Source organism: Shinella sp. GW821-FHT10F02 (assembly GCF_058809275.1).
In genome coordinates this window covers 790861-814299 of record NZ_JBXASL010000001.1, presented here as the reverse complement: position 1 = coordinate 814299, position 23439 = coordinate 790861, and the positions used below count along the sequence as shown (strand labels likewise).

The following is a 23439-nucleotide window of genomic DNA, read 5'->3' as shown; positions in this document are numbered from 1 at the left end:
GAGGACTGCATGGGACGATTGAACGAGCTGCGACTGATCGCCCGCATCGCCCAGATGTACCATATCGAGGGCAAGCGGCAGGCGGAGATCGCCGAGACCATGCACATGTCGCAGGCCACCGTTTCGCGCATGCTGAAGCGGGCCGAGCAGGAAGACATCGTGCGCACCACGGTCATCCCCCCCGCCGGCACCTTCGCGGACCTCGAAAACGCACTGCGCGAACGCTACGGTCTCACCGAAGCCATCGTCATAGACTGTTCGGAAGACCGCGACGGCGCCATCATGGCCCGTATCGGCGAGGCCGCCGCCCATTTCCTCGAAGTCACCTTGCAGCAGGACGAGATTATCGGCGTCTCCAGCTGGAGCCAGACGATCCTGCGCATGGTGGACAACATCCATCCGCTGAAGAACGCCAAGGCCAAATACATCGCCCAGATCCTCGGCGGCATGGGCGACGCCTCGGTGCAGACCCACGCCACGCAGCTCACGGCGCGCCTCGCAAGGCTCACCGGCGGCGAGCCGCGGCTGCTTCTCGTGCAGGGCATCACCTCGTCGCGCGAGGCAAAACTCGTCATGCTGGCCGACCCGGTCGTGCGCGAGACGATGGACCTCTTTGGCCGCCTCAGCCTCGCCATCATCGGCATCGGCGCCGTCGAGCCGTCCGAACTGCTCGCCCGTTCCGGCAACACCTTTTCCCGCCAGGAAATGGCGATGCTGCACGAGGCCGGCGCGGTTGGCGAAATTTCCTACAGGTTCTACGACAGCCAGGGCAAGCCGGTGGAAACGCCGCTCAACGAGCGCGTCATCGGCATTTCGCTGGAAGACCTGCGCCGGACCAACCGCGTCATGGCGCTCGCGGGCGGAGAATCGAAGACGCAGGCCATCGCCGGCGCCCTGAAACTGGGCGTCATCGATGTGCTTGTCACCGACAAGTTCACAGCAGCGCGGCTGACGGCCTGATTTCAGCCGCCGGCCTGCTGCGCATTATGGAGAAGAGACCATGAGACGTTTTGCAGGCCAGACGGTTTTTGTCACCGGGGGCAACAAGGGCATCGGGCGCGGCATCGCCAAGCGCTTTGCGGAAGAAGGCGCAAAGGTCGCGATCGCCGCAATCGAGAAGGATACGGTCGCGGCCGCTGCGACGCTGGCGGAGGAAACCGGCGCCGAGGTGCTGGGCCTCGCGCTGGACGTGACCGACGCCAAGGCCGTGCAGGAAGCCTATGGCGAGGCCGAGGCGAAGCTCGGCGCCCTGTCCGTCTCCGTGCAGAATGCCGGCGTCATCACCATCGCCAAGGTCGAGAACCTCACCGAGCACGAATGGGACCTCAACCTCGACGTCAACACCAAGGGCGTCTTCCTGTGCTGCCAGGAGGCGATCCGTCGCTTCCGCGCGAGCGGCACCAAGGGACGCCTCGTCAACACCGCCTCCGGCCAGGCCCGCCAGGGCTTTATCTACACCCCGCATTATGCCGCCTCGAAATTCGGCGTCGTCGGCTTGACGCAGAGCCTCGCGAAAGAACTCGCCCGCGAAGGCATCACCGCCAACGCCATCTGCCCTGGCATCATCCACACCGAGATGTGGGACTATAACGACCGCGTCTGGGGCCAGATGCTCGGCGAATACGGCCCGGGCGAGTTGATGGCAGAATGGGTCGAAGGCATCCCCATGGGCCGCGCCGGCACGCCCGCCGAAGTCGCTGCCCTCGTCGCCTTCCTTGCATCGCCGGATGCCGCCTACATCACCGGGCAGACGATCAATGTGGATGGCGGCCTGATCATGTCTTGATCAGTTCCCGACACGCGACGGTGGAATAGCAGGAAGCCGGAACTCGACGGGTTTGCCGCGGCGTTGGCAGCGCACCGCGTTGCGATCCCTGTTGCTCTCTTCCAGCGCATAATGCATCGCGGCGTCCTCACTGGCGAAAATGCCGCCGACGCGGCCGAGGCGGTCATCGACGACCCACCAGCCGTGGCAATCGCGGCCGACGGTGAAGCGGGGTGGTTCTGTCCGGCTCGTTTCGCGAGGAGGACGCGGCTGTCTGGCATGCGGATGCATGGTTCTTCCTTTCTTCAATGGGAGAGGTGGCTCAGGGATGCGGCAGGAAATGCTGGGCGAGCGCGGCAGCCGCGAGGATCAGGACCACGCGTAACACCAGCGCCGGCATCGGGAGTTCAGGCCGTGGCGACGGCATGGTGGTCGCGACGGCCTTGGGGTTCTTCCTTTTGCGTTTCATCGACGCCTCCGGATCAGCTTGCCTTGGCGAGCTGATCCGCGCATTCCGGAAGGCCAGCCAGCGCATGGCTAATAGCCACACCGGCCGGCACTGAGGCGGATACCAGCGGCAGCCGCACCGCTTCGTCGATGCCCAGCAAGGGCGCGAGACCGTGCTTGAGCATGGCGGGATCGGGCATGTCGCCAAGGGCGGCGAAGAGTGGGGCGAGCCGGTCCTTCAGATCGAGTGCAAGATCGACATTGCGGGTACGCAGTGCCTGATGGAGCGCGCTTGTCATGCGCGGGGCGAGGTTTGCCGCTGGCGACAGGGTTCCGCACCCGCCGAGCACGTTGAAGGCGAAGGCGGTCGCGTCGTGGGCGGAATAGAGCGCCAGCCGCTCGCGCAACGGCCGGTCGATCACGGCGAGCCGCGCGATGTCGCCGGAGGCGTCGATGAAGCCATGGATGCCGGGGACCGCGCCGAGTTCGCGCAGCGTGTCGGCCGTGACATCCGACCGGGTTGCGACAGGATCCGCAAGAACCAGGACCGGAAGCGTCGTGGCCTCCGCAACGGCGCGCAGGTGGGCGATGATGCCTTTCTGCGTCGGCTTGCTGTAATAGGGCGTCGTGACGACCAGGCCGTCCGCGCCTTCCGCTTCCGCATCCAGCGCGAGGCCGATGGTGGTCTCCGTCGCATAGGTGCCGACGGCGGCCAGAACCGGAACGGCGAGGCCTGTCGCCCGGACCACCGTGGCAAGCACGGCACGGCGCTCCGCGCGGCTGAGCGCGCCGCCCTCGCCGACCCTGCCGCAGACCGAGAGCCCCGAGACGCCGCTGGCGATCTGCCAGTGCACGAGCGCGGCTAGGCCGTCATGGTCCACGGTGTCTCCGCGGAAGGGTGTGACGAGGTCGCAGACCAGTCCCTGCACGGGGAGACGACGCCGATAATCCTGCATGATGCAAATCCTTTTCAGTGTTTTGCGGGGCCAGCAGCGCGCCGGTCCGCCGCAACCAGGGCCGCCATGATGGCGGCGACACGATCGACATGGACGGCGACGGAGCGGGACGGCGAGGCCTCGCGGGAGAGAATGCGGGCAATCCAGTTGCCGTCGACGGATTGCAGGCGGTCCAGATGGCGCCTCGGGCGGGCTGCATCGACCAGCGCGCGGCTCGCACCCTCCAGGTCATCGCGCTCCATCAGCGCCCGGAACTGCTGCCGGAAGACGGCATCGTCGCGTGCTTCGGCAAGCGAGGGCAAGGAACGCAGGATTTCCCACAGGTGATGTTCACGCAGGCGCCGGGCGGCGCCGATGCGTTCCGCCAGTTCATCCGCGGCCGTCGATGGCCCCTCGCCGCCCTGGGGACGATGCGTTTCGGACGAGGAGGCCCTAGGCATGGAAGGCACCGATCAAAACCACGATGGCGGCGGCAAGTGCCAGAAGTGAAAGACGCACAGCGAGCGACGGGCTTTGCGTTCCCGCGCTGCCGTGGTGAAAACGATGGTGCATCCGCACGCGGTGATGAAGAAAGATCATCCGCGTCGATAGCGGTGGAAGCGGGTGTTTCGGAAAATCGTTCCGCATGGCGGCACCTCACAAGAGATCGCAGCCATCCCTTGCTGACTGCGATCTCAAGTTAGGCGCGCCGGCATAACTTCTCGATTGGGAAACACGGCGGAACGAATATGGATTTCATAAAGACGGATACGCCTCTGCGCGTCACACCCGCATGGCGTCGATGACGGCTCTCAGGCCCGCGGACATGTGCCGGCGCGTCGGGTAATACAGATAGAGCCAATCCTCCGGCGGGCACCACGCCTGGAGGCATTTAACCAGCCGGCCGCTCTCCACATAGGGCTTGGCGCGCGCCTCCCAGATATAGGCAAGCCCGATGCCGGCAAGGGCTGCCTCCACCATCAATTCGTGGTCATGCAAGGCCAGCGGCCCGCGCGGTTCGACATCGATCGCCTCGCCATCACGCGCGAAAGACCACGGATAAAAGGCGCCGCTCGGATACATGTTGCGGATGCAGACATGGGCCGTCAGGTCGGCCGGCGACCGGGGGATGGGCTTCGTTTCAAAATAGGCGGGAGATCCCACCACGGCAAAGCGCAGCCGCGGCCTGATCTTGACGGCCACCATGCCTTCCCGAAGGCTTTCGCCCAGCCGAATGCCCGCATCGAACCCGTCTTCGACAATATCGACAAGCCGGTCGGTCGCGACGATTTCCAGTTCAAGCTTGGGATTGTTCCGGATCAACTCACCCATGACCGGCCCCAGCACAAAGGGCGCGATCGAATTGGGAGCGTTGATGCGGACCTTGCCGAAGGGCGTCTCGCGGAACTGGTTGAGCGCATCGAGCGCCGAGCCGATATCGCGCAGGGCCGGAGAAAGCTGCGCAAGAAGCATCGCGCCTGCATCGGTGGCGGAGACATTTCGTGTGGTGCGGTTCAGCAGGCGGATGCCGACGCGGGCCTCCAGATTGCTCACCGCATGGCTGATCGCCGAGGCGGTCACGCCGCGCTCCTCGCTCGCCTTTCGAAAACTGCGATGGCGAGCGACAGCTTCGAAGGCTGCGAGTTCGGAAAGGTCGGTCGCGCGCATTGCTGAGCCATATTCATGATGATCGACAATATTATCTCGCTAATCGGCGGAATGGCAAAGGGCTAAATTCATCTTGCCGGCCAACGATGGCCGCTCAAATTCAAACCTGAGGGAATTCCTATGAAAACCTGGTTCATCACTGGCGCCTCGCGTGGCTTCGGCGCCCTCATCACGGAACGCGCGCTTGCCAAGGGCGACAACGTGGTCGCCACGGCCCGCAACCCCAAAGCCATTCTCGACCGCTTCGGCAACCATGCCAACCTGCTCGCGGTGGCGCTCGATGTCACCAACGAGGACCAGGCGATCGCCGCCGCCCATTCGGCCATCCAGCGCTTCGGGCGCATCGACGTCCTGCTCAACAATGCCGGCTTCGGCCTGCTGGGCGCCATCGAGGAGGCAACCGCGGCCGAAGTGGAAGCGATCTACCGCACCAACGTGTTCGGCCTCCTCAATGTCACGCGCGCTGTCCTGCCTCACATGCGGAAGGCCCGTTCGGGCCGCATCCTCAACATCTCGTCGATCGGCGGGTATCGGGCGGGCGCCGGCTTCGGCGTCTATTCGTCGGCGAAATTCGCGGTCGAGGGCCTCAGCGAATCGCTGCATGCGGAGCTCACTCCGCTCGGCATCCACGTCACCGCCGTGGAGCCCGGATATTTCCGCACGGACTTCCTGGATGCCTCCTCGCTCTCCGTCAGCTCGCCGATCATAGACGACTATGACGGCACCGCGGGCGCTGTCCGGCGGCTGGCCGCCGAAGTGAGCCACAACCAGCCGGGCGATCCAGCGAAACTGGCGGACGTGCTGATCGATTTCGTCGACGCCCCCAATCCGCCGGTCCGCCTGCCCCTTGGCAGCGACACCGTCGCGGAGATCGAGAAGAAACATGCCTCCGATGCTGAAATCCTGGCAGCTTGGCGGAACATCTCCGTTTCCACCGACTTCGCACGATAACGCCGGCGGCGCTGACCGTCACAGAACTGCAAAAAACCATCCCGCCGATACACTTTCTGCGGTCGGCGGGGTTGTGGAACAGGCATTCTGGAGTAAGGAGCTGCAGGCGTTCTGGAAACGGGCGCCGTCGGTGGAAGAGGGAAGAACCGGATGGACATGGATGCTGCGAACGAGGAGCTCCAGCCGAAACAATCCGGTCGTTTTTCGGTCCTCTTCCAGCGAAACGTGCTGCTCTATCTCATCAGCCGCTTCCTCCTGATTTGTGCAAGCCAGGTGACCAATGTGGCGGTGGGCTGGCTCGTCTATGACGTCACCCGCAGCGCCATGGCACTCGGCCTCGTGGGGCTCGCGGCCTTCACGCCGAAATTGCTGTTGTCGCTGGTCTCCGGCGTCGTGGCGGACCGGTTCGAACGCCGGCTGGTCTGCGCCGGCAGCTTCGTTACCATGGCCCTCGTCTCCGTCGGCCTGCTGCTTGCGGCAACCAGCAGCCCGGTCGATATCAGCGCGATCTACGCTCTGTTCATCCTCTATGGCTGCGCAAGGGGTTTTGGAAATCCCGCCGCCCAGGCGATGATCGCCAATCTCGTGCCGCGGGCATCGCTGAGCCAGGTCGTCGGCATCTCCTCCTCGACGAGCCAGATGGCGACGATCATCGGCCCGGCGCTCGGCGGCGTGCTCTACATTGCCGGCGGCTGGGCGCCCTTCGCCTTTGCCTGCGCCGCCTTCCTTCTCGCCGCGATCCTGATGCTCTGCATCGAAGCAAGGCCGCAGCATGCAGTCAAAACGCCCTTCACCTTCAGCGACGCCTTTGCCGGCCTGACATTCATCTGGCGAAAGCCCGTCATCCTCGGCGCCATCTCGCTCGACCTTTTCACCGTGCTGCTGGGCGGCGCGACGGCGCTGCTGCCGATCATCGCCAGCGAGATCCTGCATATCGGTCCGCTCGGCCTCGGCATCCTGCGCTCCGCGCCGGCCCTCGGCGCGATGATGCTGGGACTTTTCATCGCCTACCGACCGATCGAGCGGCGCGCCGGCCCGAAACTCTTCGTTGTCACCACGATTTTCGGGCTGGCAACGATCGTGCTCGGCCTGTCGACCGACGTCTACCTGTCGCTCGCAATGCTCTGGCTGCTCGGCGCATCCGACGTCTTCAGCGTGGTGATCCGCCAGACATTGGTGCAGAGCGATACGCCGGATGCGATGCGCGGCCGGGTGGCGGCGGTCAACTCGCTTTTTATCGGCGCCTCGAACGAGCTCGGGGAGTTCGAATCCGGCGTTACCGCCGCACTCTTCGGCCTTGTCCCGGCCATCGTCATCGGCGGCGCCGGCACGCTTCTCGTCTCGCTCTCCTGGGCGATCATGTTCCCGCAATTGCGAAAGCGCGATCGCCTCGTCGACTGAGCCTCAGGGCGATGGTTTTATGGTCATGCGGCCATAGGCGACGAGGCTGAATCCGACGGCGTACATGAGCAGGCCGAAGAGCGCGGGCGGGACGGCGATCTCGGGCGAATTCATCATGGTGATCGCGAGCAACATGCCGATCGCGGCGTTTCGGATGCTGATCGACAGGGCGACGGTCACCGTCTCGGGGCCGGATAGGCCGAGAATGCGGGAGCCGAGGAAACCGATGGCGATCCCGCTGAAGACCAGGGCGATGACGGCAGGCCCGGCGCTGGCAAGGATTTCCGCCCAGCGGCCATAGACCGAAACACCGATGCCGACGATCAGCACCACCAGCACGACCGCGCCGAATGCGCCCACCATCCGTTCGGCGCGCGCTGCGAATGTCGGGATCCTGTGCCGGATGCCCATGCCGACGATGACGGGCAGCAGGATGAGCCCGACCATGATGCCGATCGTGCGCATCACGGGCAGATAGACGCGCGCATCGCCATCGCTGAAGCGCTCTATGGCGAAGTTGGCAAAGAGCGGCAGCGTTGCAATCGCCACGAGGCTGCCGACCGCGCTCAATGCGATCGACAGCGCGACGTTTCCGCGCGCAAAATAGGAAAACAGGCTGGACGTGGTGCCGATCGGGCAGGCCGCAACGATCACGAGGCCGACGGCGATCTTGGGCGGCAGGCCCAGAAGTACGGCAATCAGCATGCCCGCCATCGGGACAAGGAAGAGTGCGGCCACGATGCCCCAGATCAGCGCTTTCGGCCGCGCCACCACCCGTTGGAAATCGGTGGGCACCAGCGTCATGCCGATGCCGGTCATGATGACGAACACGGCGATCGGCAAACCGATCTCGATCAGGGCGGACTGCTCCATCTTTCTTCCTTTTCCACAGAGGCCGTTGATCGCGCCCGTGTGGATCGTAGCATTGTTCCATTGTCCCGCCAGATGCAATCGATCCCGCCAAGATGCGCACGCCCGTTCACAAACACGTTGGGAACACGAAAAAGAGGATCTATCGCTTGCCCAGGAGGCGTCGGCAGGCTACGCCATCGGCGCCGAGCAGCATGCACTGCAGAACCGAAAGTCACCCCACACCTATGACTGCCATAAAAACGACCGCCCATGACGGCGGCGACCCGGGAAAAGCCTGGCTCAAGATCCTCGCCGCCTATCGCAAGCCGAGTACGGGCCGCAGCGTGTTCGAACTGGCGGTGACGCTCATCCCGTTTACGCTCCTCTGGGCAGCCGCTTGGGCCTCGATGCATTTTGGCTATTGGTTCGGGTTGATCCTGATCGTCCCGGCCGCCGGCTTTCTGCTGCGCCTGTTCATGCTGCAACATGATTGCGGGCACGGCTCGCTCTTCGGCCGGCGCGGCCTGGATGACTGGACGGGCCGGGCGATCGGCGTCCTCACCCTGACACCTTACGATTACTGGCGCCGCGCCCATTCGCAGCACCACGCCTCGGCGGGCAACCTCGATGAGCGCGGGGTGGGTGACATTACCACCCTCACCGTCGCGGAATACCGGGCCTTGAAGCCCCGAGGCCGGCTCGGCTACCGCCTCTACCGGCATCCCCTGGTCATGTTCGGAATTGGCCCCGCCTGGCTGTTCCTCTTCCAGCAGAGATTGCCGTTCGGCATGATGCGATCCGGCGCGCTGCCCTGGATTTCGACGATGGCAACCAACGCCGCCATCCTCGTGCTCGCAGCCCTCGTCATCTGGTGCGTCGGGATTGTGCCTTTCCTGCTGATCCACCTGCCGATCGTGCTGATTGCCGGGTCGGCCGGCGTGTGGCTGTTCTATGTCCAGCACCAGTTCGAGGATACGCACTGGTCGAAGCCGCCGGAATGGACCTTCCAGCACGCGGCCCTGCACGGCGCCTCGCACTATGACCTGCCGCGCCCCCTGCGCTGGATGACCGGCAATATCGGCCTGCACCACATCCATCACCTCTCCAGCCGCGTCCCGTTCTACCGGCTTCCGGAGGTCATGCGCGATCACCCGGAACTGGGCGACCTGGGACGCATCACGCTCAGGGACAGCCTGCGATGCGTAAAACTCATCCTCTGGGACGAGGCATCCAAGAGACTGGTGACGCTGCGGGAAGTGGAACCCAGGCTTCACGCAGCGGCATAACCAACATTTACTTCTCGCAGCCTGCGGGTGAATAGTCGTCGTTCGGAAGCCACTATCCCGAAGGACGGCACGATCATGGACCGCATCGATGCGATGAAGGTGTTTATCACCGCGCTGGACGAAGGCAGCCTCGCGGGCGCGGCCCGTCGCCTGCGGCGATCCCCAACGGCCGTCAGCCGCGCGCTGGCCTTTTTGGAGGCCCATGTCGGCGTCGAGCTGCTGCATCGCACGACCCGTACGATCAAGCTGAGCGAAGCGGGCGAACGGTATGCGGCAGCATGCCGGCGGGTTCTGGTCGATCTCCAGGAAGCGGACATGCTTGCCGCCGGCGAACGCTCGGCACCGCGCGGCATGCTGACGATTTCGGCGCCGCCGATCAGCGGCGAGGAAGTGTTGCGGCCGGTCCTCGACGACTTTCTCGATCTCCACCCCGCCGTCTCCGCCCAGCTTCTCCTGCTGGACCGCCCGGTCAGCCTGGTCGACGAAGGCGTCGATATCGCGCTGCGCATCGGCCACCTCCCTGATTCCTCGCTGATCGCCACGCGACTCGGCGGCGATGTCCGGCGCGTCGTGGTCGCCTCGCCTCGTTACCTCGCCAACCATCCCGACATCGTCGAGCCCGCCGATCTTGCGAGGCATCAGATCGTGGCCTTCACGAATTTCGGGCTCGACAGCTGGAATTTCACGCCGGCGGCGGGCTCGACCATTCCCCGCACGGTGCATTTCGCGCCAAGGCTGATCGTCAACACGGTGCGCGCCGCGATCGCATCGGCAATCGCGGGCTGCGGCCTGGTGCGGCTCTATTCCTATCATGTCGCCGAACATGTGCGCGACGGGCGCCTCAAGATCGTCCTCGCCGACGCCGAGCACCCGCCCCTGCCGGTGCACCTGCTCTCCCCGCCGGGCCGGGTCTCGATGCCGAAGGTCCGCGCCTTCGTCGATTTCGCAGCGCCACGTCTGCGATCGGCATTCGCGCGAATGGCGGTAGAAGCCAGCACGCTTCAGTGATTATGCCGAAATACGGTCGAGTGTCCGTCAATCATCGACCATTCTAACGAAGAACGGGCCGTTCTAAATCGATAGCACCAACGCCGAGGGCGTGGGCGGGCTGCCAGGGTGGCGCCCGCGGCAATCGATAAAGGTCCCATCATCATGAGCACGCAGCAAAAGGTCGTCATCATCACCGGCGCCTCCCAAGGCATCGGCGCTGGACTGGTTCGCGCCTATCGCGACTACAACTATCGCATCATCGCCAACTCCCGGTCGATCGCGCCAAGCGGCGACCCGGACATTCTCGCCATTCCCGGCGATGTGAGCCAGCCGGAAACCGCCGAGCGGATCGTTCGCGAAGGGCTCGACCGCTTTGACCGCATCGACACGCTGGTGAACAATGCCGGCGTCTTCCTGGCCAAGCCGTTCGTCCAGTTCACCGCGGAGGATTTCGCGCACAATATGAGCGTCAACGTCGCCGGCTTCTTCCACATCACCCAGCGCGCCGCCGCCGAAATGCTCAAGCAGGGCTCCGGCCACATCGTCAACATCACGACAAGCCTGGTCGACCAGCCGATCGCAGGGGTTCCCGCCGCCCTCGCCTCGCTGACGAAGGGCGGCCTGAACGCGGTCACGCAGTCGCTCGCCATCGAGTTCGCAAAGAGCGGCGTGCGGGTCAACGCGGTCTCCCCGGGCATCATTAAGACCCCGATGAACCCGCCGGAAACCCATGCAGCCCTTTCGGGCCTTCATCCGGTCGGCCGGATGGGCGAGATCCGCGACATCGTCGATGCCGTCCTGTTTCTGGAGACGGCAAGCTTCATCACCGGCGAAATCCTCCATGTCGACGGCGGCCAGAGCGCCGGGCGCTGGTAGCCGATGTTTTCGCTCGATCAACTTTCGTTCTTTTGAAAAAGGAGACTGCAAATGCCCATCGTCACAATCCAGGTTACCCGCGAAGGAATAACGCCCGAGCGTGACCGTGTGTCCGCTTCGGAGAAAGCAGCGCTCATCAAGGGCGTCAGCGCGCTTCTTCTCGACGTCCTCAACAAGCCGCTCGAATCGACCTATGTCGTGATCGAGGAAGTCGAGCTCGAAAACTGGGGCTGGGGCGGCATGCCCACCACCGAATACCGCCGGCTGCGGGCGCAGGAGCGAGAAAATCCGCCCAAGGGATGAGCCGTGCCATCCCCTTCCGGGTGGATGGCACGCGCGGTGGTCTTGCTTTAGGCCTGTTGCATGCCGGCCAGCAGCAAGGAGAGCGCCCATGAAATATGTCCGCATGCCCATCGAACTCGAATCGCCCGAACAACTCGGCTATGACACGATCCGCTACAATCTGTCGGAAAGTTCGGTCGCCGACCGGCGTCTCGGCGAACTCAACGCGAAGCTCGACGACATCCTGCTGTGTTACGGCGATCATCGCGGCGCGCCGGATTTGCGCGGCCTGATCGCCGGGACGGGCAAAGGGCTTGTGGCGGATGACGTGCTGGTGACCGCGGGGGCAGTGGGCGCGCTGTTCATCATCTCGACCTCGATGCTGCAGGCCGGCGACCACATCGTCGTGGTGCGGCCGAACTACGCGACCAACATCGAGACGCCGCGCGCCATCGGCTGCGAACTGAGCCTCATCGACTTGACCTTCGAGGAGGGCTACCGGCTGGACCTCGGAAAAATCGAAGCGGCGATCCGGCCGGAGACGAAATATGTCTCGGTCACCTATCCGCACAATCCGACGGGCGTGATGCTGTCGCCGGCCGAGCTTGATGCGCTTGTCTCGCTGGTGGAGCGCAAGGGCATCCATCTGCTGTTCGACGAGACCTATCGCGAGATGACCTTCGGCCCGATGCTGCCGGTCGCCGCCAGCCTGTCGGACCGGGTGATCAGCGTCTCCTCGCTGTCGAAGACCTATGGCATTCCCGGCATCCGCATCGGCTGGCTGATCACCCGCGATGCCACGCTGATGGACACCTTCCTCGCCGCGCGCGAACAGATCGGCATTTCCGGCAGCATGGCGGATGAATATATCGCTTACGTCGCGCTCAGCCAGCGCGACGAATGGCTTGCCTTCAACAATGCCCGCATCGCCAGCGCTTTCGCCATCGTCAAGGACTGGATCGCCGGCGAGCCGCTGGTCGAATGGGTCGAGCCATCCGGCGGCTGCGTCTGCTTTCCCCGCATCGTGCCCTCGGCGAATGTCGATCCCGCCGCCTTCCACGACCGGCTCTACCGCGAACACCACGCCTATGTCGGCCGCGGCCGCTGGTTCGAGCAGGACGACCGGCATTTCCGCATCGGCTATGCCTGGCCGACCGAGGACGAACTGCGCCTGGGCCTTGCCGCGATCTCCGCCGCCATACGCGAGAGCCTCAAGAACTGAGCGGGGCGGCCTACAGATTGAGGCTGCGCAGGAAGGTGGAAAACAGCTCCTGCTGGGTCGAAAGATTGAGTTTGGCGTAGAGCTTCTGCCGGTGGGTCTTCACCGTCGCGATCGAAATGCCGAGATGGTAGCCGATCGATTCGCTGGAATGGCCCTTCAGGATGAGCAAGGCCACCTCGCGCTCGCGTGGGCTTAGAAGGCCGCGTCCGAAGTCGGTGAACAGGTGGTCGATGGGGCGCGGCTGCGGCTGCGCGTCGCCGCGCGACAGATGCACCCAAAGACGCCGGAAGATCGCCGCGATCAGGGCATGCGCCTCGCGAAGCCGCGCAACGGACGCTTCATCGAAACCGCCTTCGCTGCGGATGCGCGACAGGCTGATTTCCGCCATTTCGCCGCCGGGCAGGTCGATGGCGATGAGCAGCTCCTCCATGCCCTCCGGCCAGCCATGCGTGCGGTATCCCAACTCCTCGTCTTCATGGCGGCGGATGTCGAGGCCGCGATACAGGTCCGACGCGAGGTAATTGTCGGGCGCGAGGTCGCGCATCAGGTAGACGCCTGAAGACAGGCCGCCGAGATAGGCATTGTGGAACGGGTTCAGCACATAGGTGCCGGCGATGAACAGCGCGACGGCCCGCTTGGCGCGCGGGCCGGAGAAGGTGTCGAAGACATAACTAGGCCCACCATCGCGCCGGTGGACCACCGACAGCGCCAGGTGAAAGCGCGCGACCGAGCCGATCGCCGCCAGAAGCGCAGTGGCAGCGTCCGGCTGGTCATAGCGGTCGAGAGCCTGGGCGAAGGGCGCTATCCAGCTGGCAGCGAGGGGTTCCGACATGGGGCCATCTGTCAAATTCCTGAGGGAAACCGGCTATTTGCCCGCATGGTTAGGGCATGGCGGCCTATGAGACAAGCCGCTCGATGACCGCCAGGGTGCGCTCGATCTCGTCTTCGCGATTGTAATGGGCAATGCCGATGCGCACGACGCCTTCCTCCTCGGATAGGCCGAGATGGCGGGCGGGCTCCAGCGCGTAATTGTGACCCGACCAGACATTGATGTCTTCGGCCGCCAGCGCCTCGGCGAAGCGGTGGGTCGAGACGCTCTCGTGGGTGAAGGAGATGGTCGGCACACGATGGGCAAAGAGGTTCGGGTTGGCGATCCCCATCAGCTTGACACCGGGCAGCGCCGCCAGGCCGCCGATCAGCCGGCGGGTCAGGCCGGCCTCGTAGGCGTCGAAGGCGTTGTAGGCGCCCGCCATCCGCTCGCGCCGCGTGCCGGCATGGCCCGTCGCCTCGCCGGCCCAGGCAAGATACTCGATCGTCGCTGTCAGGCCGGCAAGAAGCTCGGTCTGCGGCGTGCCGGTGCAGAAGCGGTCCGGAATATCGTCGCTCGCGCAGCGCACACGGTGCGGCGGCAGCGACCTCAGCAGCGCCTCGCGCCCCCACAGGATGCCGAGATGCGGGCCGAAGAACTTGTAGGACGAGCAGGCCAGGAAATCGCAGCCGATCGCCTGGACATCCGGCAGCCGGTGCGGCGCCAGCTGCACCGCGTCGATCCAGACGAGCGCGCCCGCAGCCCGCGCCAGCGCTGTCAACGCGGTGACGTCATTGACACTGCCGGTCATGTTCGAGGCATAGTTGAGCGCGAGGAATTTCGTGCGCGGCGACAGGAGGGCCGCAAGATTCTCGGGCTCGATGCGCCAGCTTTCCCTGTTGAAGGGCAGCCATTTCACCACCAGGCCGCGCGCCTCGGCCATCGCAAGCCAGGGCGAGATGTTGCCCTCGTGGTCCATGCGGGTGACGATGATCTCGTCGCCGGGCGACAGCGTCTGGCCGATGACCTGCGCCATCTGGAAGGCCAGCGTCGTCATGTTCGAGCCGATCACCATCTCCTGCCAGGAGGCGGCATTGACGAATTCCGCGGCCGCCTCATGCGCCGCCCGCCAGATCGCATCGGCCCGCTGCGAGGCAGCGAAACGCCCGCCGAGATTGGAGGATGCCGTCGCCATGGCTTGGGCTACGGCCGCAATGACCTGTTCGGGAACCAGCGTTCCGGCCGGATTGTCGAGATAGGCGGTGCGGGACTGGAGCAAGGCCGGGAAAGCGGCGCGGATCAGGTCGATCGGATAGGCGGTCACGGGCATCACTCCTGCGGAATAGGTCTGTTCGATCGCTTATCCCGCGCCCGGAGCACCGTCGCAATCCACCTGACGGAGGATGGGCCGTATCCCTGGTGACAGCTAGGCCCTTATCTCGACCGCCTTTCGCCGGCTATAGGACGCGATGCCGGCCATGCCGCTTTCGATGCCGAAGCCCGACTGTTTCCAGGGCGCGGAGCCGAGCGCGAAGCCGGAACCCTCGCCGGCCGCGTCGTCGCCCATGACGACCACCTTGCCGGCCTGGATCGTGCGAGCCGCCTCCATGGCGATTGTCAGGTCGCGGGTATAGACGGTGGCGGCAAGCCCGTAGATCGTATCGTTCGCCAAAGCGAAGGCCTCGTCGGCGGTGCGGAACGACTGGATCGTCAGGACTGGCCCGAAGACTTCTTCCTGCACGATGCGCGTGCCCTGCGAAACACCATCGAAGACCGTGGGGGCGACATAGCTGCCCTCCGCCGAAGGCGCCACCCGCACGGCCGTCACCCGGCGCGCACCGTCGCGGAGCGCGGACTGGATGTATCCGTCAACGCGCTGCTTCTGTGATGCGCTCGCGAGCGGCCCAAGCCCGGCCTCGCCGGAAAACGGCGCGACCAGGCGCATGGCATCGACCTTCGCGGCGAGCGCTTCGGTGAACGGTTTCACGATCGCATCCGCGACGAGAATGCGGGTTCGGGCGACGCAGAGCTGGCCGGCATTCCAGAGGCCCGCCTGCGCGATGCATGCGGCAATCCGCTCGATATCGCCGGCCATGTCCTCGAACACCAGGGCCGGCGACTTGCCGCCGCATTCGAGCAGCAGCGGCTTGCCGTTCGATTGCGCGGCGAGCATCATGAGCGCCCTGCCTGTCGCCGTCGATCCGGTAAAGCTCATCAGGTCGACATCCGGATGCCCGCCGAGCGCCGCGCCGGCATCCGCGCCAAACCCGGTCACCACGTTCAGTACGCCCTCCGGCACGCCGGCCTCTACCGCGATCTCCGCGAGCTTCAGTGTCGAATAGGACGCGATCTCGGATGGCTTCAGCACGATCGAATTGCCCGCCGCCAGCGCCGGCGCGATCTTCAGGGCGGCGTTGACCAGCGGGAAATTCCAGGGGGTGATCGCAGCGACGACGCCATGCGGCTCGTCGCGCGAGAAGGCGAGCGTGCGCGGATCGGCGCTCATGACCGCGCCCTCCGTCTTGTCCACCGCGCCGGCGAAGAAGCGGATCAGGCCTTCGGCGATCGACACGTCGAACCGGGCGTCGGCGAGCGGCTTGCCCATCTCCAGCGTGTCGAAAAGTGCCAGCGTCTCCGTGTTCTCCCGCACGAGATCGGCAAAACGGTTGAGGATCGCCTGGCGCCGCAACGGGCCGAGCGACCGCCAGCGGCCATCCACAAAGGCCCTCCGCGCAGCCTGGACCGCGCCGTCCACATCCTGCGCATCGCAGGCCGCCACGGCCGGCAACCGACGGCCGTCAGCGGGGTGGACGGGCTCGAAAGTCTTCCCCGCGCTTGACGGACGAAAGGCGCCGTCGATGAATGGCTGGACGGGGAACGCGAGCGCGTTCAAAGCAGCGTCGAAATCAGGAGAAAGGGAAGGCAGCATGAGGTCGGTGTCCTTGAAAAATCCCACGCCGTTTAAGCACGCGTATCCATCCGCAGGGAGACGACCATTGGGCGTCACTCGATGCATTTGGATGTCTTATGCGCAGGGTGCCGTTGGCCTAGCGTCGTTGCCAGCATATCCGAGCCAGGCACCATTGATGAACGCAGACCAGCATTTTTCGCATCCCCAGTCCGACGAGGCGTCGATCGAAGAAATCGGCGGCCGTCGTTCGGGCCTCGTGCTGATCTGCGAACATGCCGGACGTGAAGTGCCGGAAGCATGGAATCGGCTCGGCCTCGGTGAGGACTATTTCGACACGCATTTCTCGCACGATATCGGCGCGGCGGAGCTTACCCGCGCGCTCAGCGCCCAGCTCGCCGCACCCGCCATCCTCGCCCGCTATTCGCGGCTGTTCTACGACATCAACCGTGGTTCGCGTTCCTGGGATTGCATTCGCCCGGACATGGGCGGCATTCCCGTGCCGGGCAACCAGAAACTGACGGATGCGGAACGGGACCTTCGCGATGCGCTGGTGCGCGAGCCCTTCGACCGCGCTGTCATCCGCCGCCTGCGCCCGGGCGACGTGCTGGTCGGCATCCACAGCTTCTCCGGCATCTATGACGGCAAGGCGCGCCGGACGGAAATCGGCGTGCTGCGCGCCGACGGCTGCCGGACCGGCCAGGCGATGCTCGACTGGCTGAAGCAGGACGGCCGTTTCGTCATCGGCGACAACGATCCCTACGACCTGCGCAAGGTGGCGCCGGGCACCACGACCCGCATACAGTCCGCGGTCGACGTCGAGGCCATCATCATCGAAGTGCGCAACGACATCATCGATACGGCCGAAGGCGTCGAGCAGGTGGCGGCCTGCCTGGCCGATGCGCTTGCGGCTCTCGTCTCCTCGAAAGAGGAGGTGCAGCCATGAAATTCCACCAGATCAGCGCCTTCGAGGCCGTGACGCGCGCCGGCGGCATCCGGGCGGCCGCGCGCACGCTCGGCCTCACGCAAAGTGCCATCACCAAGGCGATCCGCGAGCTGGAGGCGGAAGCCGGCGTGTCGCTGCTGCTGCGCAGCGCCCGCGGCGTCGTGCTCACCGAGAGCGGCCGGCAGCTTGCCGCGCGCGCCCATCTCCTCGTCGAGCAGATGCGCGCCGCGCAGGACGATATCCGCCAGCTCAATGCCGGCACCGGCGGCAAGCTGGTCGTCGGCCTGACGCCCACCATCATTGAGACGGTGCTGTCCGAGATCATCCGGCATTTCCGCACCCGCATGCCGGGCGTGCGGCTGGTCATCCACGAGGCGTCGTTGCCGGGCTCTCTGCCCGATATCCGCGACGGCACCTTCGACCTCGCCGTCGTGGGCGCCGGCCGGGAGCCGGCGACCGCCAGCGACCTCGCCTGCGAATTCCTGCTCAGCGTCAACAAGCGGATCGCGCTGCGCCGCGGCCATCCGCTGGCGGGGATCCGCAACCCGGCGGAGCTTGCCGATGCGGTCTGGGTGCTGCCGCAGGAGCCGAGCGATCCCTCCGACCCAATGCACGCCTTCATGCAGGAAGCGGGCCTCGCCATGCCGCCGAAGCTGGTCGAATGCGTGAGCCTGCCGGCCACCGTTTCAATCATCGCCAACAGCGACATGGTGTCCGCCCTGCCGGAACCGCTGATCGACCAGCCGCATGTCGCAAGCCGCATCGTCAGCCTCGCCTTCGAGCAAAAACTCCAGCCGAGCCGCTATTGGCTTCTGCGGCGCTCGGCCGTGCCGCTGTCGCCGGCGGCGCTGTTCATGTGCGACCTGCTGCGCACCTATTCAAAAGACATCAAGGACAAACGATGACGACCAAGACCACGGACATTGTCGTCATCGGCGCAGGCTCGGCCGGATCGGTCGTCGCCAACCGCCTTTCGGCGGACGGCACGCGGCGCGTGCTGCTGCTGGAGGCCGGCGGCTGGGACTGGTCACCGGTGTTCAGCGTGCCAGCCGGTGAAGAGAAGGCGATCGGCAACCCCGACTACGCCTGGGCCTACCGGACGGAACCGGACGCCACCCGCGACGGACGGCAGGAGAACTGGCCGGCCGGGCGCGTGCTCGGTGGCAGTTCCTCGATCAACGGCATGATTTTCCTGCGCGGTAATCGCGGCGATTTCGACGCCTGGGCCGAGGCGGGTGCAACGGGCTGGGACTATGACAACGTGCTGCCCTATTTTAAGCAGCTGGAGCACAATTCCCGCGGCGGCGACGCCTTTCGTGGTGCCGATGGCCCTTTGAGCGTCTCCGACGTGCGCACGCCGCACGCGCTGGTTAAGACCTTCATCGCCGCCGCGCAGCAGGCGGGCCACGCCTACAATCCGAACGTCAACGGCGAGACGCAGCTTGGCGTCGGCCCCTTGCAGGCCTCCCAGAAGCGCGGCTGGCGGCACAGCGCGGCGCGCGCCTATCTCTGGCCGGCCCTCTTCCGGCGCAACCTGACGATCCGCACGCGGGCGCAGGTCACCCGCATCCTGACCGATCGTGGGCGGGTAACCGGCCTCGACTATGTTCAGGGCGGCACGACGCATCGCATCCATGCGGGTGCCGTCGTTCTCAGCGCCGGTGCGCTCGCCTCCCCGCGCCTCCTCATGCTGTCGGGCATCGGCCCTGCCGATCATCTCCGCGCGCATGGCATCAACGTGGCTGCAGACCTGCCGGGTGTCGGCGAGAACCTGCAGGAGCATCCGGGCGTGCTGGTCACGGCGGCCGTTCGCACGCGCACCTACAATGTCGAGACGGACCCGCTCAGCGTCGTCAAACACGGGCTGAACTGGATGCTGCGCGGCCGCGGGCCGGGTGCGACGCCCATCGGCCACGCCGTCGCCTTTGCCCGCACGCGCGAAGGGCTTGCCGAGGGCGACGTGCAGATCACCTTCACGCCGATCGGCTACAACACCGATGGCGACGGGCCGATGCTGTTGCCGTTTCCGGCGATCGTGCTCGCCGTCAATGTCTGCCGCCCGCTGTCGCGCGGCACGCTTCGCCTGCGCTCGGCAGATCCGCATGCGCTACCCGTCATCGACCACCCGATGTTCGGCGACCCGCAAGACCTCGACACGCTGCGGCGCGGCGCGCTGATGGCCCGCGACATCCTTGCCGCACCGGCCTTCGCCGCAACCTATGAGCGGGAAGTGAAGCCGGGGCCGGAGACGCACTCCGACGAGGATTGGAACACGTTCCTGCGCCAGAAATCCATGCGCTTCAGCCATCCCGCGGGCACCTGCCGCATGGGGCGCGACGGTGGCGCCGTCGTCGATGAGACGCTGCGCGTGCACGGCCTGTCCGGCCTCTTCGTCGCCGATGCCTCGATCATGCCGACGCTGCCCAGCGCCAACACCAATGCAGCCTCGATCATGATCGGAGAAAAGGCCTCCTATCACATCAAGGCACACCTATAAGCCAAAAGGGGAACCCGCGTGTCCAACGATTACGAAACCGCCCGCGCCGAAAGGGCGCCCGCCCTCGACGACTTCCAGGCGTCGCTTGCGAAAAACGGCGCCCAGTTCATCCAGGTCCACCTGCCGGATATCAACGGCAACTTCCGCACCAAGATCGCGCCCTTCAAGATCTCCTCGCAGGGCGAGGCGGTGAACTGCAATTTCTTCTGCACGGCGCCCGGCGAAGGCGCGCCGCTGCTGGAGCCGCTCTTCCCGGCCGAGGTCTCCAGCGAGACGAACGGTTTTCCAAACATGCGCGGCCTCATTGACCCCGCGACGGTGCGCCAGCACGAATGGGCGCCGGAATGGGCCTCGGTGATCGTCGATTCCTTCGAGATCGGCGGCCGGCGTAATCCGCTCGACCTGCGCGGCATCATCGCGCGTCATGAACAGCGGGCGACCGATCTCGGCTACGAGGTGAAGTTCGCACTCGAATACGAGTTCGGCATCTTCGAGATCGACGAGGAGAAGATGCGGGCCGGGCGCTACCGTGACCTGAAACCCTGGGGCCATGGCGATATCAACTATTCGCTGATGCGCTCCAAGGGCTTCCAGGCCTTCTTCGCCGAACTCATCCGCCGGCTGAAGGGCGTCGGCATCACGCTGGCCGCGGTGACGACGGAATACGGCTACGGCATGTACGAATATGCGCTCGGCCCGAAATCGCCGCTGGAGGCGGCCGACGACGCCGTGCGCGCGAAAATCGTCCTTCAGGAACTCTGCCTGGAGCACGGCCTCACCGCCACCTTCATGGCGCGGTTCCAGCCGCTCGGCACGCACAGCGCCTCCGGCGCGCACCACCACCAGAGCCTCTGGAAGGACGGCCGCAATGTCACCGCGACCGGCGAAAACCAGCTGAGCGCGGTCGGTCGACACTATCTCGGCGGCCTGCTGCAACACCTGCCCGCCTCGCACCTCGCCTTCCGGCCGAACATCAACTCCTACCGCCGCTTCGACCGCGGCGCCTGGTCGCCCACGACGATCGGCTGGGGCCACGAGGATCGCACGAAATCGATCCGCGCCATCACCATCCCGTCGGAGCCGGCCGCCCGTTTCGAGCACCGCGTCCCGGGTTCGGACATCAACCCGTATCTGAGCGTCGCGATGATGCTCGCCGCCGGCCTCGATGGTATCGAGAAGCGCCTCGATCCGGATGCCATTGCCGACCGGGAGCTGCCCGATACGCTGGAAGGCTCGATCGCGCTCTTCGAAAAGGACGCCTTTGTGACCGAGGCGCTCGGCGCCGGATTCCAGGCCCACTACGCGGCGAGCCGGCATTTCGAGGCAGCGGCCTTCAAGGCCTGGCTCGACCGGCACATCACCGATTTCGAATTCCAGCGTTATTTCGCCGGCCTCTAACCGGCCTTTTGCTTGACGACAAAAAAGGGGAACCAGATGTCAAAGCAAGCCTCCGCAGATACACCAGCCAACCGGCTACGGCCGGATTCTCTCGGCGTCGGCGCCATCACCTTTCTCGTGGTCTCGGCAGCAGCACCCCTCACCGCCACCGCGGGCGGCGTGCCCATGTCGATGCTGCTCGGCAACGGCGCCGGCATTCCGGCCGCCTTCCTCGTCGTGGTCGCCGTGCTGCTGCTCTTTTCCGTCGGCTACGTGACCATGACGCGCTATGTGCGCAATGCCGGCGCCTTCTATGCCTATGCCTCGCAGGGCATCGGCGGCATTGCCGGCGGGGCGGCCTCGCTGGTCGCCATCCTTGCCTATAACTCCATGCAGATCGGCGTCTATGGCCTGTTCGGCGCGGCGACGGCCGGCTTCCTCGCAACACTCGGCATCACCCTGCCCTGGTGGGCCTGCGCCTTTGCCGGCATCGTGATCGTCGCCGTCTGCGGCTACCGCCATGTCGACCTCTCGGCCAAGATCCTTGCCGTGCTCGTGCTGCTCGAATTCCTCGTCGTCATCATCGTCGATGTCGCGATTCTCGTGAGCGGCGGCGATTCCGGCTTCACCTTCACCCCGTTCACCCCCGCCGCCTTCTTCTCCGGCTCGCCGGCGATCGGCCTGCTGTTCTGCTTCGCGTCCTTCGTCGGCTTCGAGGCGACGGCGATCTATAGCGAGGAGGCGCGCGATCCGCTGAAGACCATACCCCGCGCAACCTACGTCTCCGTGCTCACCATTGGCATCTTCTACATGCTCACCTCCTGGCTGATGGTCATCGGCGCCGGCGAGGCGAAGCTGCTGCCGGAGCTGCAAAGCCTCGCAGACCCCACCACCTTCCTCTTTGCGCTGGCCGAGCGCTATGTCGGCAGCTGGATCGTGCCGATCATGAGCCTGCTCTTCATCAGCAGCCTCTTTGCCGCCGTGCTGGCACTGCACAACGCCGTCGCCCGCTACGTCTATGTCGGTGGTCGCGAGGGGCTGTTTCCGAAAATCTGCGGCACCACACACGGTGTCTTCCAGAGCCCACATGTCGGCTCGGTGGTCCAGACGGTCATCGCCATCGTGGTCATCGCCTATTTCGCGATCGCCGGGCTTGATCCGGTGCTGGCACTCTTCGCCTGGCTCACCATGCTGGCGACGCTTGCCGTCATGGTGCTGATGGCGCTGACCGCCGTGGCGATCTTCTGCTATTTCCGCAAGAATCCGCAGCTGGAGCATGGCGTCTTCGTCACGACGATCGCACCGCTCGCAGTGGCGGTCACGCTTGCGGCGATGATCTACTTCGTGACGGTGAATTTCGGCGTGCTGACCGGGGCGAGTTCGGTGCTTGCCGTGGCGCTTCCCGCCCTGATCCCGGCTGCGGCGATCATCGGCATCCTGCTCGCCACGCGCCTCAGAGGTGCAAGCCCCGACCGCTTCGCCCAGCTCGGCTTCGGCATCTGAGTTGGAGCCGGCACGCTCGTGACGTGCCGGCTCAGCCTACCAGGCGATCGTCTTGTTGCGATAATCGACGAAATGCACCCCGCCGCTGCCGGCGCGGGCAATCAGCGTGGCAACGATGCCGGCAGCGCTCGTTTCGACATCGAGCGGTGCGCCATCACCGCCCATGTCGGTGCGCACCCAGCCGGGCGAGACGGCGAGATAGGTTTTGCCGTCCGCATGCCGGGCGGCAAAACTCTTCATCAACTGGTTGAGCGCAGCCTTGCTGGCGCGATAGACGTCCCAACCGCCCCCGGCATTGCCGCTGACGCTGCCCATGTTCGAGGACATGGCGGCAACGACACCGGCGGGCGCCATCAGACCGTGCAGCGCGCCGATGACGCGCAAGGGCGCCAGCGCATTGGTGGCCATGACGTTCAGGAAATCCTGCTCCGGTACGCTCTCGATGGGGGATTCCGGATCATTGGCGATGCCGGCATTGACGAACAGCACATCCAGCGTACGCCCGGACAGGGTTTTCCGCACACGCTCGATATCCTCGGCGATCGTGATGTCCATCGTCACGATCGAGAGCGTGCCCTTCCCCGCCAGCGTTTCGAGGGCTACGCGGCCGCGCTCATTGCGCACGGTCGCGATCACCTCCCATCCGCGCGCAAGAAAGGCTTCCGCGAGGCCCAGGCCGAGGCCTCGCGATGCTCCGACGATCAACGCCACCTTTTGCGACATGC

The 23439-nt window shown here is 65.4% G+C and carries 25 protein-coding genes; 14 read left to right on the top strand and 11 right to left on the bottom strand.

Annotation, left to right across the window (positions count from 1 at the left end; all coding sequences use genetic code 11):
• Positions 1-9: 9 nt before the first annotated feature.
• Together AC1RWL_RS03725 and AC1RWL_RS03720 are read left to right on the top strand one after the other, a co-directional pair.
• Entirely contained in the window at positions 10-960 is a 951-nt protein-coding gene (locus tag AC1RWL_RS03725; protein ID WP_256114877.1) for a sugar-binding transcriptional regulator, read from the top strand.
• Positions 961-1000: 40 nt separating this feature from the next.
• The gene (locus AC1RWL_RS03720) at positions 1001-1786 is read left to right on the top strand and encodes an SDR family oxidoreductase (protein WP_493093175.1); all 786 of its coding nucleotides are present in this window, start codon (positions 1001-1003) and stop codon (positions 1784-1786) included.
• On the opposite strand, the gene AC1RWL_RS03715 is transcribed toward AC1RWL_RS03720, so the two are convergent.
• The 6 genes from AC1RWL_RS03715 to AC1RWL_RS03690 form a co-directional block, all read right to left on the bottom strand.
• Positions 1787-2056, bottom strand: coding sequence for a hypothetical protein (locus tag AC1RWL_RS03715; protein WP_493093176.1), 270 nt, complete (start codon positions 2054-2056; stop codon positions 1787-1789).
• 31 nt (positions 2057-2087) lie between these two features.
• Complete coding sequence (locus tag AC1RWL_RS03710; protein ID WP_327509729.1) at positions 2088-2234, bottom strand: hypothetical protein; 147 nt, start codon at positions 2232-2234, stop codon at positions 2088-2090.
• Positions 2235-2247: 13 nt separating this feature from the next.
• Positions 2248-3168, bottom strand: coding sequence for a dihydrodipicolinate synthase family protein (locus tag AC1RWL_RS03705; RefSeq protein WP_493093177.1), 921 nt, complete (start codon positions 3166-3168; stop codon positions 2248-2250).
• 14 nt (positions 3169-3182) lie between these two features.
• Positions 3183-3608 (bottom strand): hypothetical protein, encoded by a 426-nt coding sequence (locus AC1RWL_RS03700; protein ID WP_493093178.1) that lies wholly within the window; start codon positions 3606-3608, stop codon positions 3183-3185.
• Positions 3601-3747 carry a hypothetical protein gene (locus AC1RWL_RS03695; RefSeq protein ID WP_493158223.1) on the bottom strand — a complete coding sequence of 49 codons (147 nt, stop codon included), beginning with the start codon at positions 3745-3747 and terminating at the stop codon, positions 3601-3603. Before AC1RWL_RS03695 ends, AC1RWL_RS03700 begins: the two co-directional genes overlap by 8 nt.
• Before the next feature lie 183 nt (positions 3748-3930).
• Positions 3931-4815 carry a LysR family transcriptional regulator gene (locus AC1RWL_RS03690; protein WP_493093179.1) on the bottom strand — a complete coding sequence of 295 codons (885 nt, stop codon included), beginning with the start codon at positions 4813-4815 and terminating at the stop codon, positions 3931-3933.
• 120 nt (positions 4816-4935) lie between these two features.
• Between AC1RWL_RS03690 and AC1RWL_RS03685 the strand changes: the two genes are divergently transcribed.
• Both AC1RWL_RS03685 and AC1RWL_RS03680 read left to right on the top strand, forming a co-directional pair.
• A complete protein-coding gene (locus AC1RWL_RS03685) occupies positions 4936-5766 on the top strand; it encodes an oxidoreductase (protein ID WP_493093180.1) in 831 nt (276 codons plus the stop codon).
• A 156-nt stretch (positions 5767-5922) separates the two neighbouring features.
• Positions 5923-7167: an MFS transporter gene (locus AC1RWL_RS03680; RefSeq protein WP_493158221.1), complete on the top strand. Its 1245-nt coding sequence runs from the start codon at positions 5923-5925 to the stop codon at positions 7165-7167.
• Positions 7168-7170: 3 nt separating this feature from the next.
• On the opposite strand, the gene AC1RWL_RS03675 is transcribed toward AC1RWL_RS03680, so the two are convergent.
• A complete protein-coding gene (locus tag AC1RWL_RS03675) occupies positions 7171-8040 on the bottom strand; it encodes a bile acid:sodium symporter family protein (protein WP_493093182.1) in 870 nt (289 codons plus the stop codon).
• A 224-nt stretch (positions 8041-8264) separates the two neighbouring features.
• Between AC1RWL_RS03675 and AC1RWL_RS03670 the strand changes: the two genes are divergently transcribed.
• The 5 genes from AC1RWL_RS03670 (at position 8265) to AC1RWL_RS03650 (ending at position 12675) form a co-directional block, all read left to right on the top strand.
• Positions 8265-9305, top strand: a complete 1041-nt coding sequence (locus tag AC1RWL_RS03670) for a fatty acid desaturase (protein WP_493093183.1) — start codon at positions 8265-8267, stop codon at positions 9303-9305.
• A gap of 75 nt (positions 9306-9380) precedes the next feature.
• Positions 9381-10313 (top strand): LysR family transcriptional regulator, encoded by a 933-nt coding sequence (locus tag AC1RWL_RS03665; protein ID WP_493093184.1) that lies wholly within the window; start codon positions 9381-9383, stop codon positions 10311-10313.
• Positions 10314-10457: 144 nt separating this feature from the next.
• Entirely contained in the window at positions 10458-11171 is a 714-nt protein-coding gene (locus AC1RWL_RS03660) for an SDR family NAD(P)-dependent oxidoreductase (RefSeq protein ID WP_493093185.1), read from the top strand.
• Positions 11172-11222: 51 nt separating this feature from the next.
• A complete protein-coding gene (locus AC1RWL_RS03655) occupies positions 11223-11474 on the top strand; it encodes a tautomerase family protein (protein WP_493093186.1) in 252 nt (83 codons plus the stop codon).
• Between the two features lie 88 nt (positions 11475-11562).
• A complete protein-coding gene (locus AC1RWL_RS03650; RefSeq protein ID WP_493093187.1) occupies positions 11563-12675 on the top strand; it encodes an aminotransferase class I/II-fold pyridoxal phosphate-dependent enzyme in 1113 nt (370 codons plus the stop codon).
• A 10-nt stretch (positions 12676-12685) separates the two neighbouring features.
• Here the strand turns inward: AC1RWL_RS03650 and AC1RWL_RS03645 are convergent, their stop codons facing one another.
• From AC1RWL_RS03645 to AC1RWL_RS03635, 3 genes are all read right to left on the bottom strand, one after another.
• A complete protein-coding gene (locus AC1RWL_RS03645; protein ID WP_493093188.1) occupies positions 12686-13507 on the bottom strand; it encodes a helix-turn-helix transcriptional regulator in 822 nt (273 codons plus the stop codon).
• Positions 13508-13571: 64 nt separating this feature from the next.
• Entirely contained in the window at positions 13572-14813 is a 1242-nt protein-coding gene (locus AC1RWL_RS03640; protein WP_493093189.1) for a cysteine desulfurase-like protein, read from the bottom strand.
• A 96-nt stretch (positions 14814-14909) separates the two neighbouring features.
• A complete protein-coding gene (locus tag AC1RWL_RS03635; RefSeq protein ID WP_493093190.1) occupies positions 14910-16412 on the bottom strand; it encodes an aldehyde dehydrogenase family protein in 1503 nt (500 codons plus the stop codon).
• A gap of 157 nt (positions 16413-16569) precedes the next feature.
• Here AC1RWL_RS03635 and AC1RWL_RS03630 point away from each other — a divergent pair, with 157 nt between their 5' ends.
• Genes AC1RWL_RS03630 through AC1RWL_RS03610 form a run of 5 tightly spaced genes read left to right on the top strand, consistent with a single transcriptional unit; the run spans position 16570 to position 22714 of the window.
• Positions 16570-17337 carry an N-formylglutamate amidohydrolase gene (locus AC1RWL_RS03630; RefSeq protein ID WP_493093191.1) on the top strand — a complete coding sequence of 256 codons (768 nt, stop codon included), beginning with the start codon at positions 16570-16572 and terminating at the stop codon, positions 17335-17337.
• Entirely contained in the window at positions 17334-18242 is a 909-nt protein-coding gene (locus AC1RWL_RS03625; protein WP_256114893.1) for a LysR substrate-binding domain-containing protein, read from the top strand. The genes AC1RWL_RS03630 and AC1RWL_RS03625 overlap by 4 nt, the downstream gene beginning before the upstream one ends.
• Positions 18239-19834, top strand: coding sequence for a GMC family oxidoreductase (locus AC1RWL_RS03620; RefSeq protein ID WP_493093192.1), 1596 nt, complete (start codon positions 18239-18241; stop codon positions 19832-19834). The genes AC1RWL_RS03625 and AC1RWL_RS03620 overlap by 4 nt, the downstream gene beginning before the upstream one ends.
• 18 nt (positions 19835-19852) lie before the next feature.
• Complete coding sequence (locus AC1RWL_RS03615; RefSeq protein WP_493093193.1) at positions 19853-21232, top strand: glutamine synthetase family protein; 1380 nt, start codon at positions 19853-19855, stop codon at positions 21230-21232.
• A 36-nt stretch (positions 21233-21268) separates the two neighbouring features.
• Positions 21269-22714 carry an APC family permease gene (locus tag AC1RWL_RS03610; protein WP_493093194.1) on the top strand — a complete coding sequence of 482 codons (1446 nt, stop codon included), beginning with the start codon at positions 21269-21271 and terminating at the stop codon, positions 22712-22714.
• A 36-nt stretch (positions 22715-22750) separates the two neighbouring features.
• Here AC1RWL_RS03610 and AC1RWL_RS03605 read toward each other — a convergent pair whose 3' ends face one another.
• On the bottom strand, positions 22751-23437 hold the full coding sequence (locus AC1RWL_RS03605; RefSeq protein ID WP_493093195.1) for an SDR family oxidoreductase: 687 nt from the start codon (positions 23435-23437) through the stop codon (positions 22751-22753).
• Between the last annotated feature and the right edge of the window lie 2 nt (positions 23438-23439).

Coding starts and splice junctions, on each gene's coding strand:
- AC1RWL_RS03725 (WP_256114877.1), top strand. CDS start 10: ATGGGACGATTGAACGAGCTGCGACTGATCGCCCGCATCGCCCAGATG.
- AC1RWL_RS03720 (WP_493093175.1), top strand. CDS start 1,001: ATGAGACGTTTTGCAGGCCAGACGGTTTTTGTCACCGGGGGCAACAAG.
- AC1RWL_RS03715 (WP_493093176.1), bottom strand. CDS start 2,056: ATGCATCCGCATGCCAGACAGCCGCGTCCTCCTCGCGAAACGAGCCGG.
- AC1RWL_RS03710 (WP_327509729.1), bottom strand. CDS start 2,234: ATGAAACGCAAAAGGAAGAACCCCAAGGCCGTCGCGACCACCATGCCG.
- AC1RWL_RS03705 (WP_493093177.1), bottom strand. CDS start 3,168: ATGCAGGATTATCGGCGTCGTCTCCCCGTGCAGGGACTGGTCTGCGAC.
- AC1RWL_RS03700 (WP_493093178.1), bottom strand. CDS start 3,608: ATGCCTAGGGCCTCCTCGTCCGAAACGCATCGTCCCCAGGGCGGCGAG.
- AC1RWL_RS03695 (WP_493158223.1), bottom strand. CDS start 3,747: ATGATCTTTCTTCATCACCGCGTGCGGATGCACCATCGTTTTCACCAC.
- AC1RWL_RS03690 (WP_493093179.1), bottom strand. CDS start 4,815: ATGCGCGCGACCGACCTTTCCGAACTCGCAGCCTTCGAAGCTGTCGCT.
- AC1RWL_RS03685 (WP_493093180.1), top strand. CDS start 4,936: ATGAAAACCTGGTTCATCACTGGCGCCTCGCGTGGCTTCGGCGCCCTC.
- AC1RWL_RS03680 (WP_493158221.1), top strand. CDS start 5,923: ATGGATGCTGCGAACGAGGAGCTCCAGCCGAAACAATCCGGTCGTTTT.
- AC1RWL_RS03675 (WP_493093182.1), bottom strand. CDS start 8,040: ATGGAGCAGTCCGCCCTGATCGAGATCGGTTTGCCGATCGCCGTGTTC.
- AC1RWL_RS03670 (WP_493093183.1), top strand. CDS start 8,265: ATGACTGCCATAAAAACGACCGCCCATGACGGCGGCGACCCGGGAAAA.
- AC1RWL_RS03665 (WP_493093184.1), top strand. CDS start 9,381: ATGGACCGCATCGATGCGATGAAGGTGTTTATCACCGCGCTGGACGAA.
- AC1RWL_RS03660 (WP_493093185.1), top strand. CDS start 10,458: ATGAGCACGCAGCAAAAGGTCGTCATCATCACCGGCGCCTCCCAAGGC.
- AC1RWL_RS03655 (WP_493093186.1), top strand. CDS start 11,223: ATGCCCATCGTCACAATCCAGGTTACCCGCGAAGGAATAACGCCCGAG.
- AC1RWL_RS03650 (WP_493093187.1), top strand. CDS start 11,563: ATGAAATATGTCCGCATGCCCATCGAACTCGAATCGCCCGAACAACTC.
- AC1RWL_RS03645 (WP_493093188.1), bottom strand. CDS start 13,507: ATGTCGGAACCCCTCGCTGCCAGCTGGATAGCGCCCTTCGCCCAGGCT.
- AC1RWL_RS03640 (WP_493093189.1), bottom strand. CDS start 14,813: ATGCCCGTGACCGCCTATCCGATCGACCTGATCCGCGCCGCTTTCCCG.
- AC1RWL_RS03635 (WP_493093190.1), bottom strand. CDS start 16,412: ATGCTGCCTTCCCTTTCTCCTGATTTCGACGCTGCTTTGAACGCGCTC.
- AC1RWL_RS03630 (WP_493093191.1), top strand. CDS start 16,570: ATGAACGCAGACCAGCATTTTTCGCATCCCCAGTCCGACGAGGCGTCG.
- AC1RWL_RS03625 (WP_256114893.1), top strand. CDS start 17,334: ATGAAATTCCACCAGATCAGCGCCTTCGAGGCCGTGACGCGCGCCGGC.
- AC1RWL_RS03620 (WP_493093192.1), top strand. CDS start 18,239: ATGACGACCAAGACCACGGACATTGTCGTCATCGGCGCAGGCTCGGCC.
- AC1RWL_RS03610 (WP_493093194.1), top strand. CDS start 21,269: ATGTCAAAGCAAGCCTCCGCAGATACACCAGCCAACCGGCTACGGCCG.
- AC1RWL_RS03605 (WP_493093195.1), bottom strand. CDS start 23,437: ATGTCGCAAAAGGTGGCGTTGATCGTCGGAGCATCGCGAGGCCTCGGC.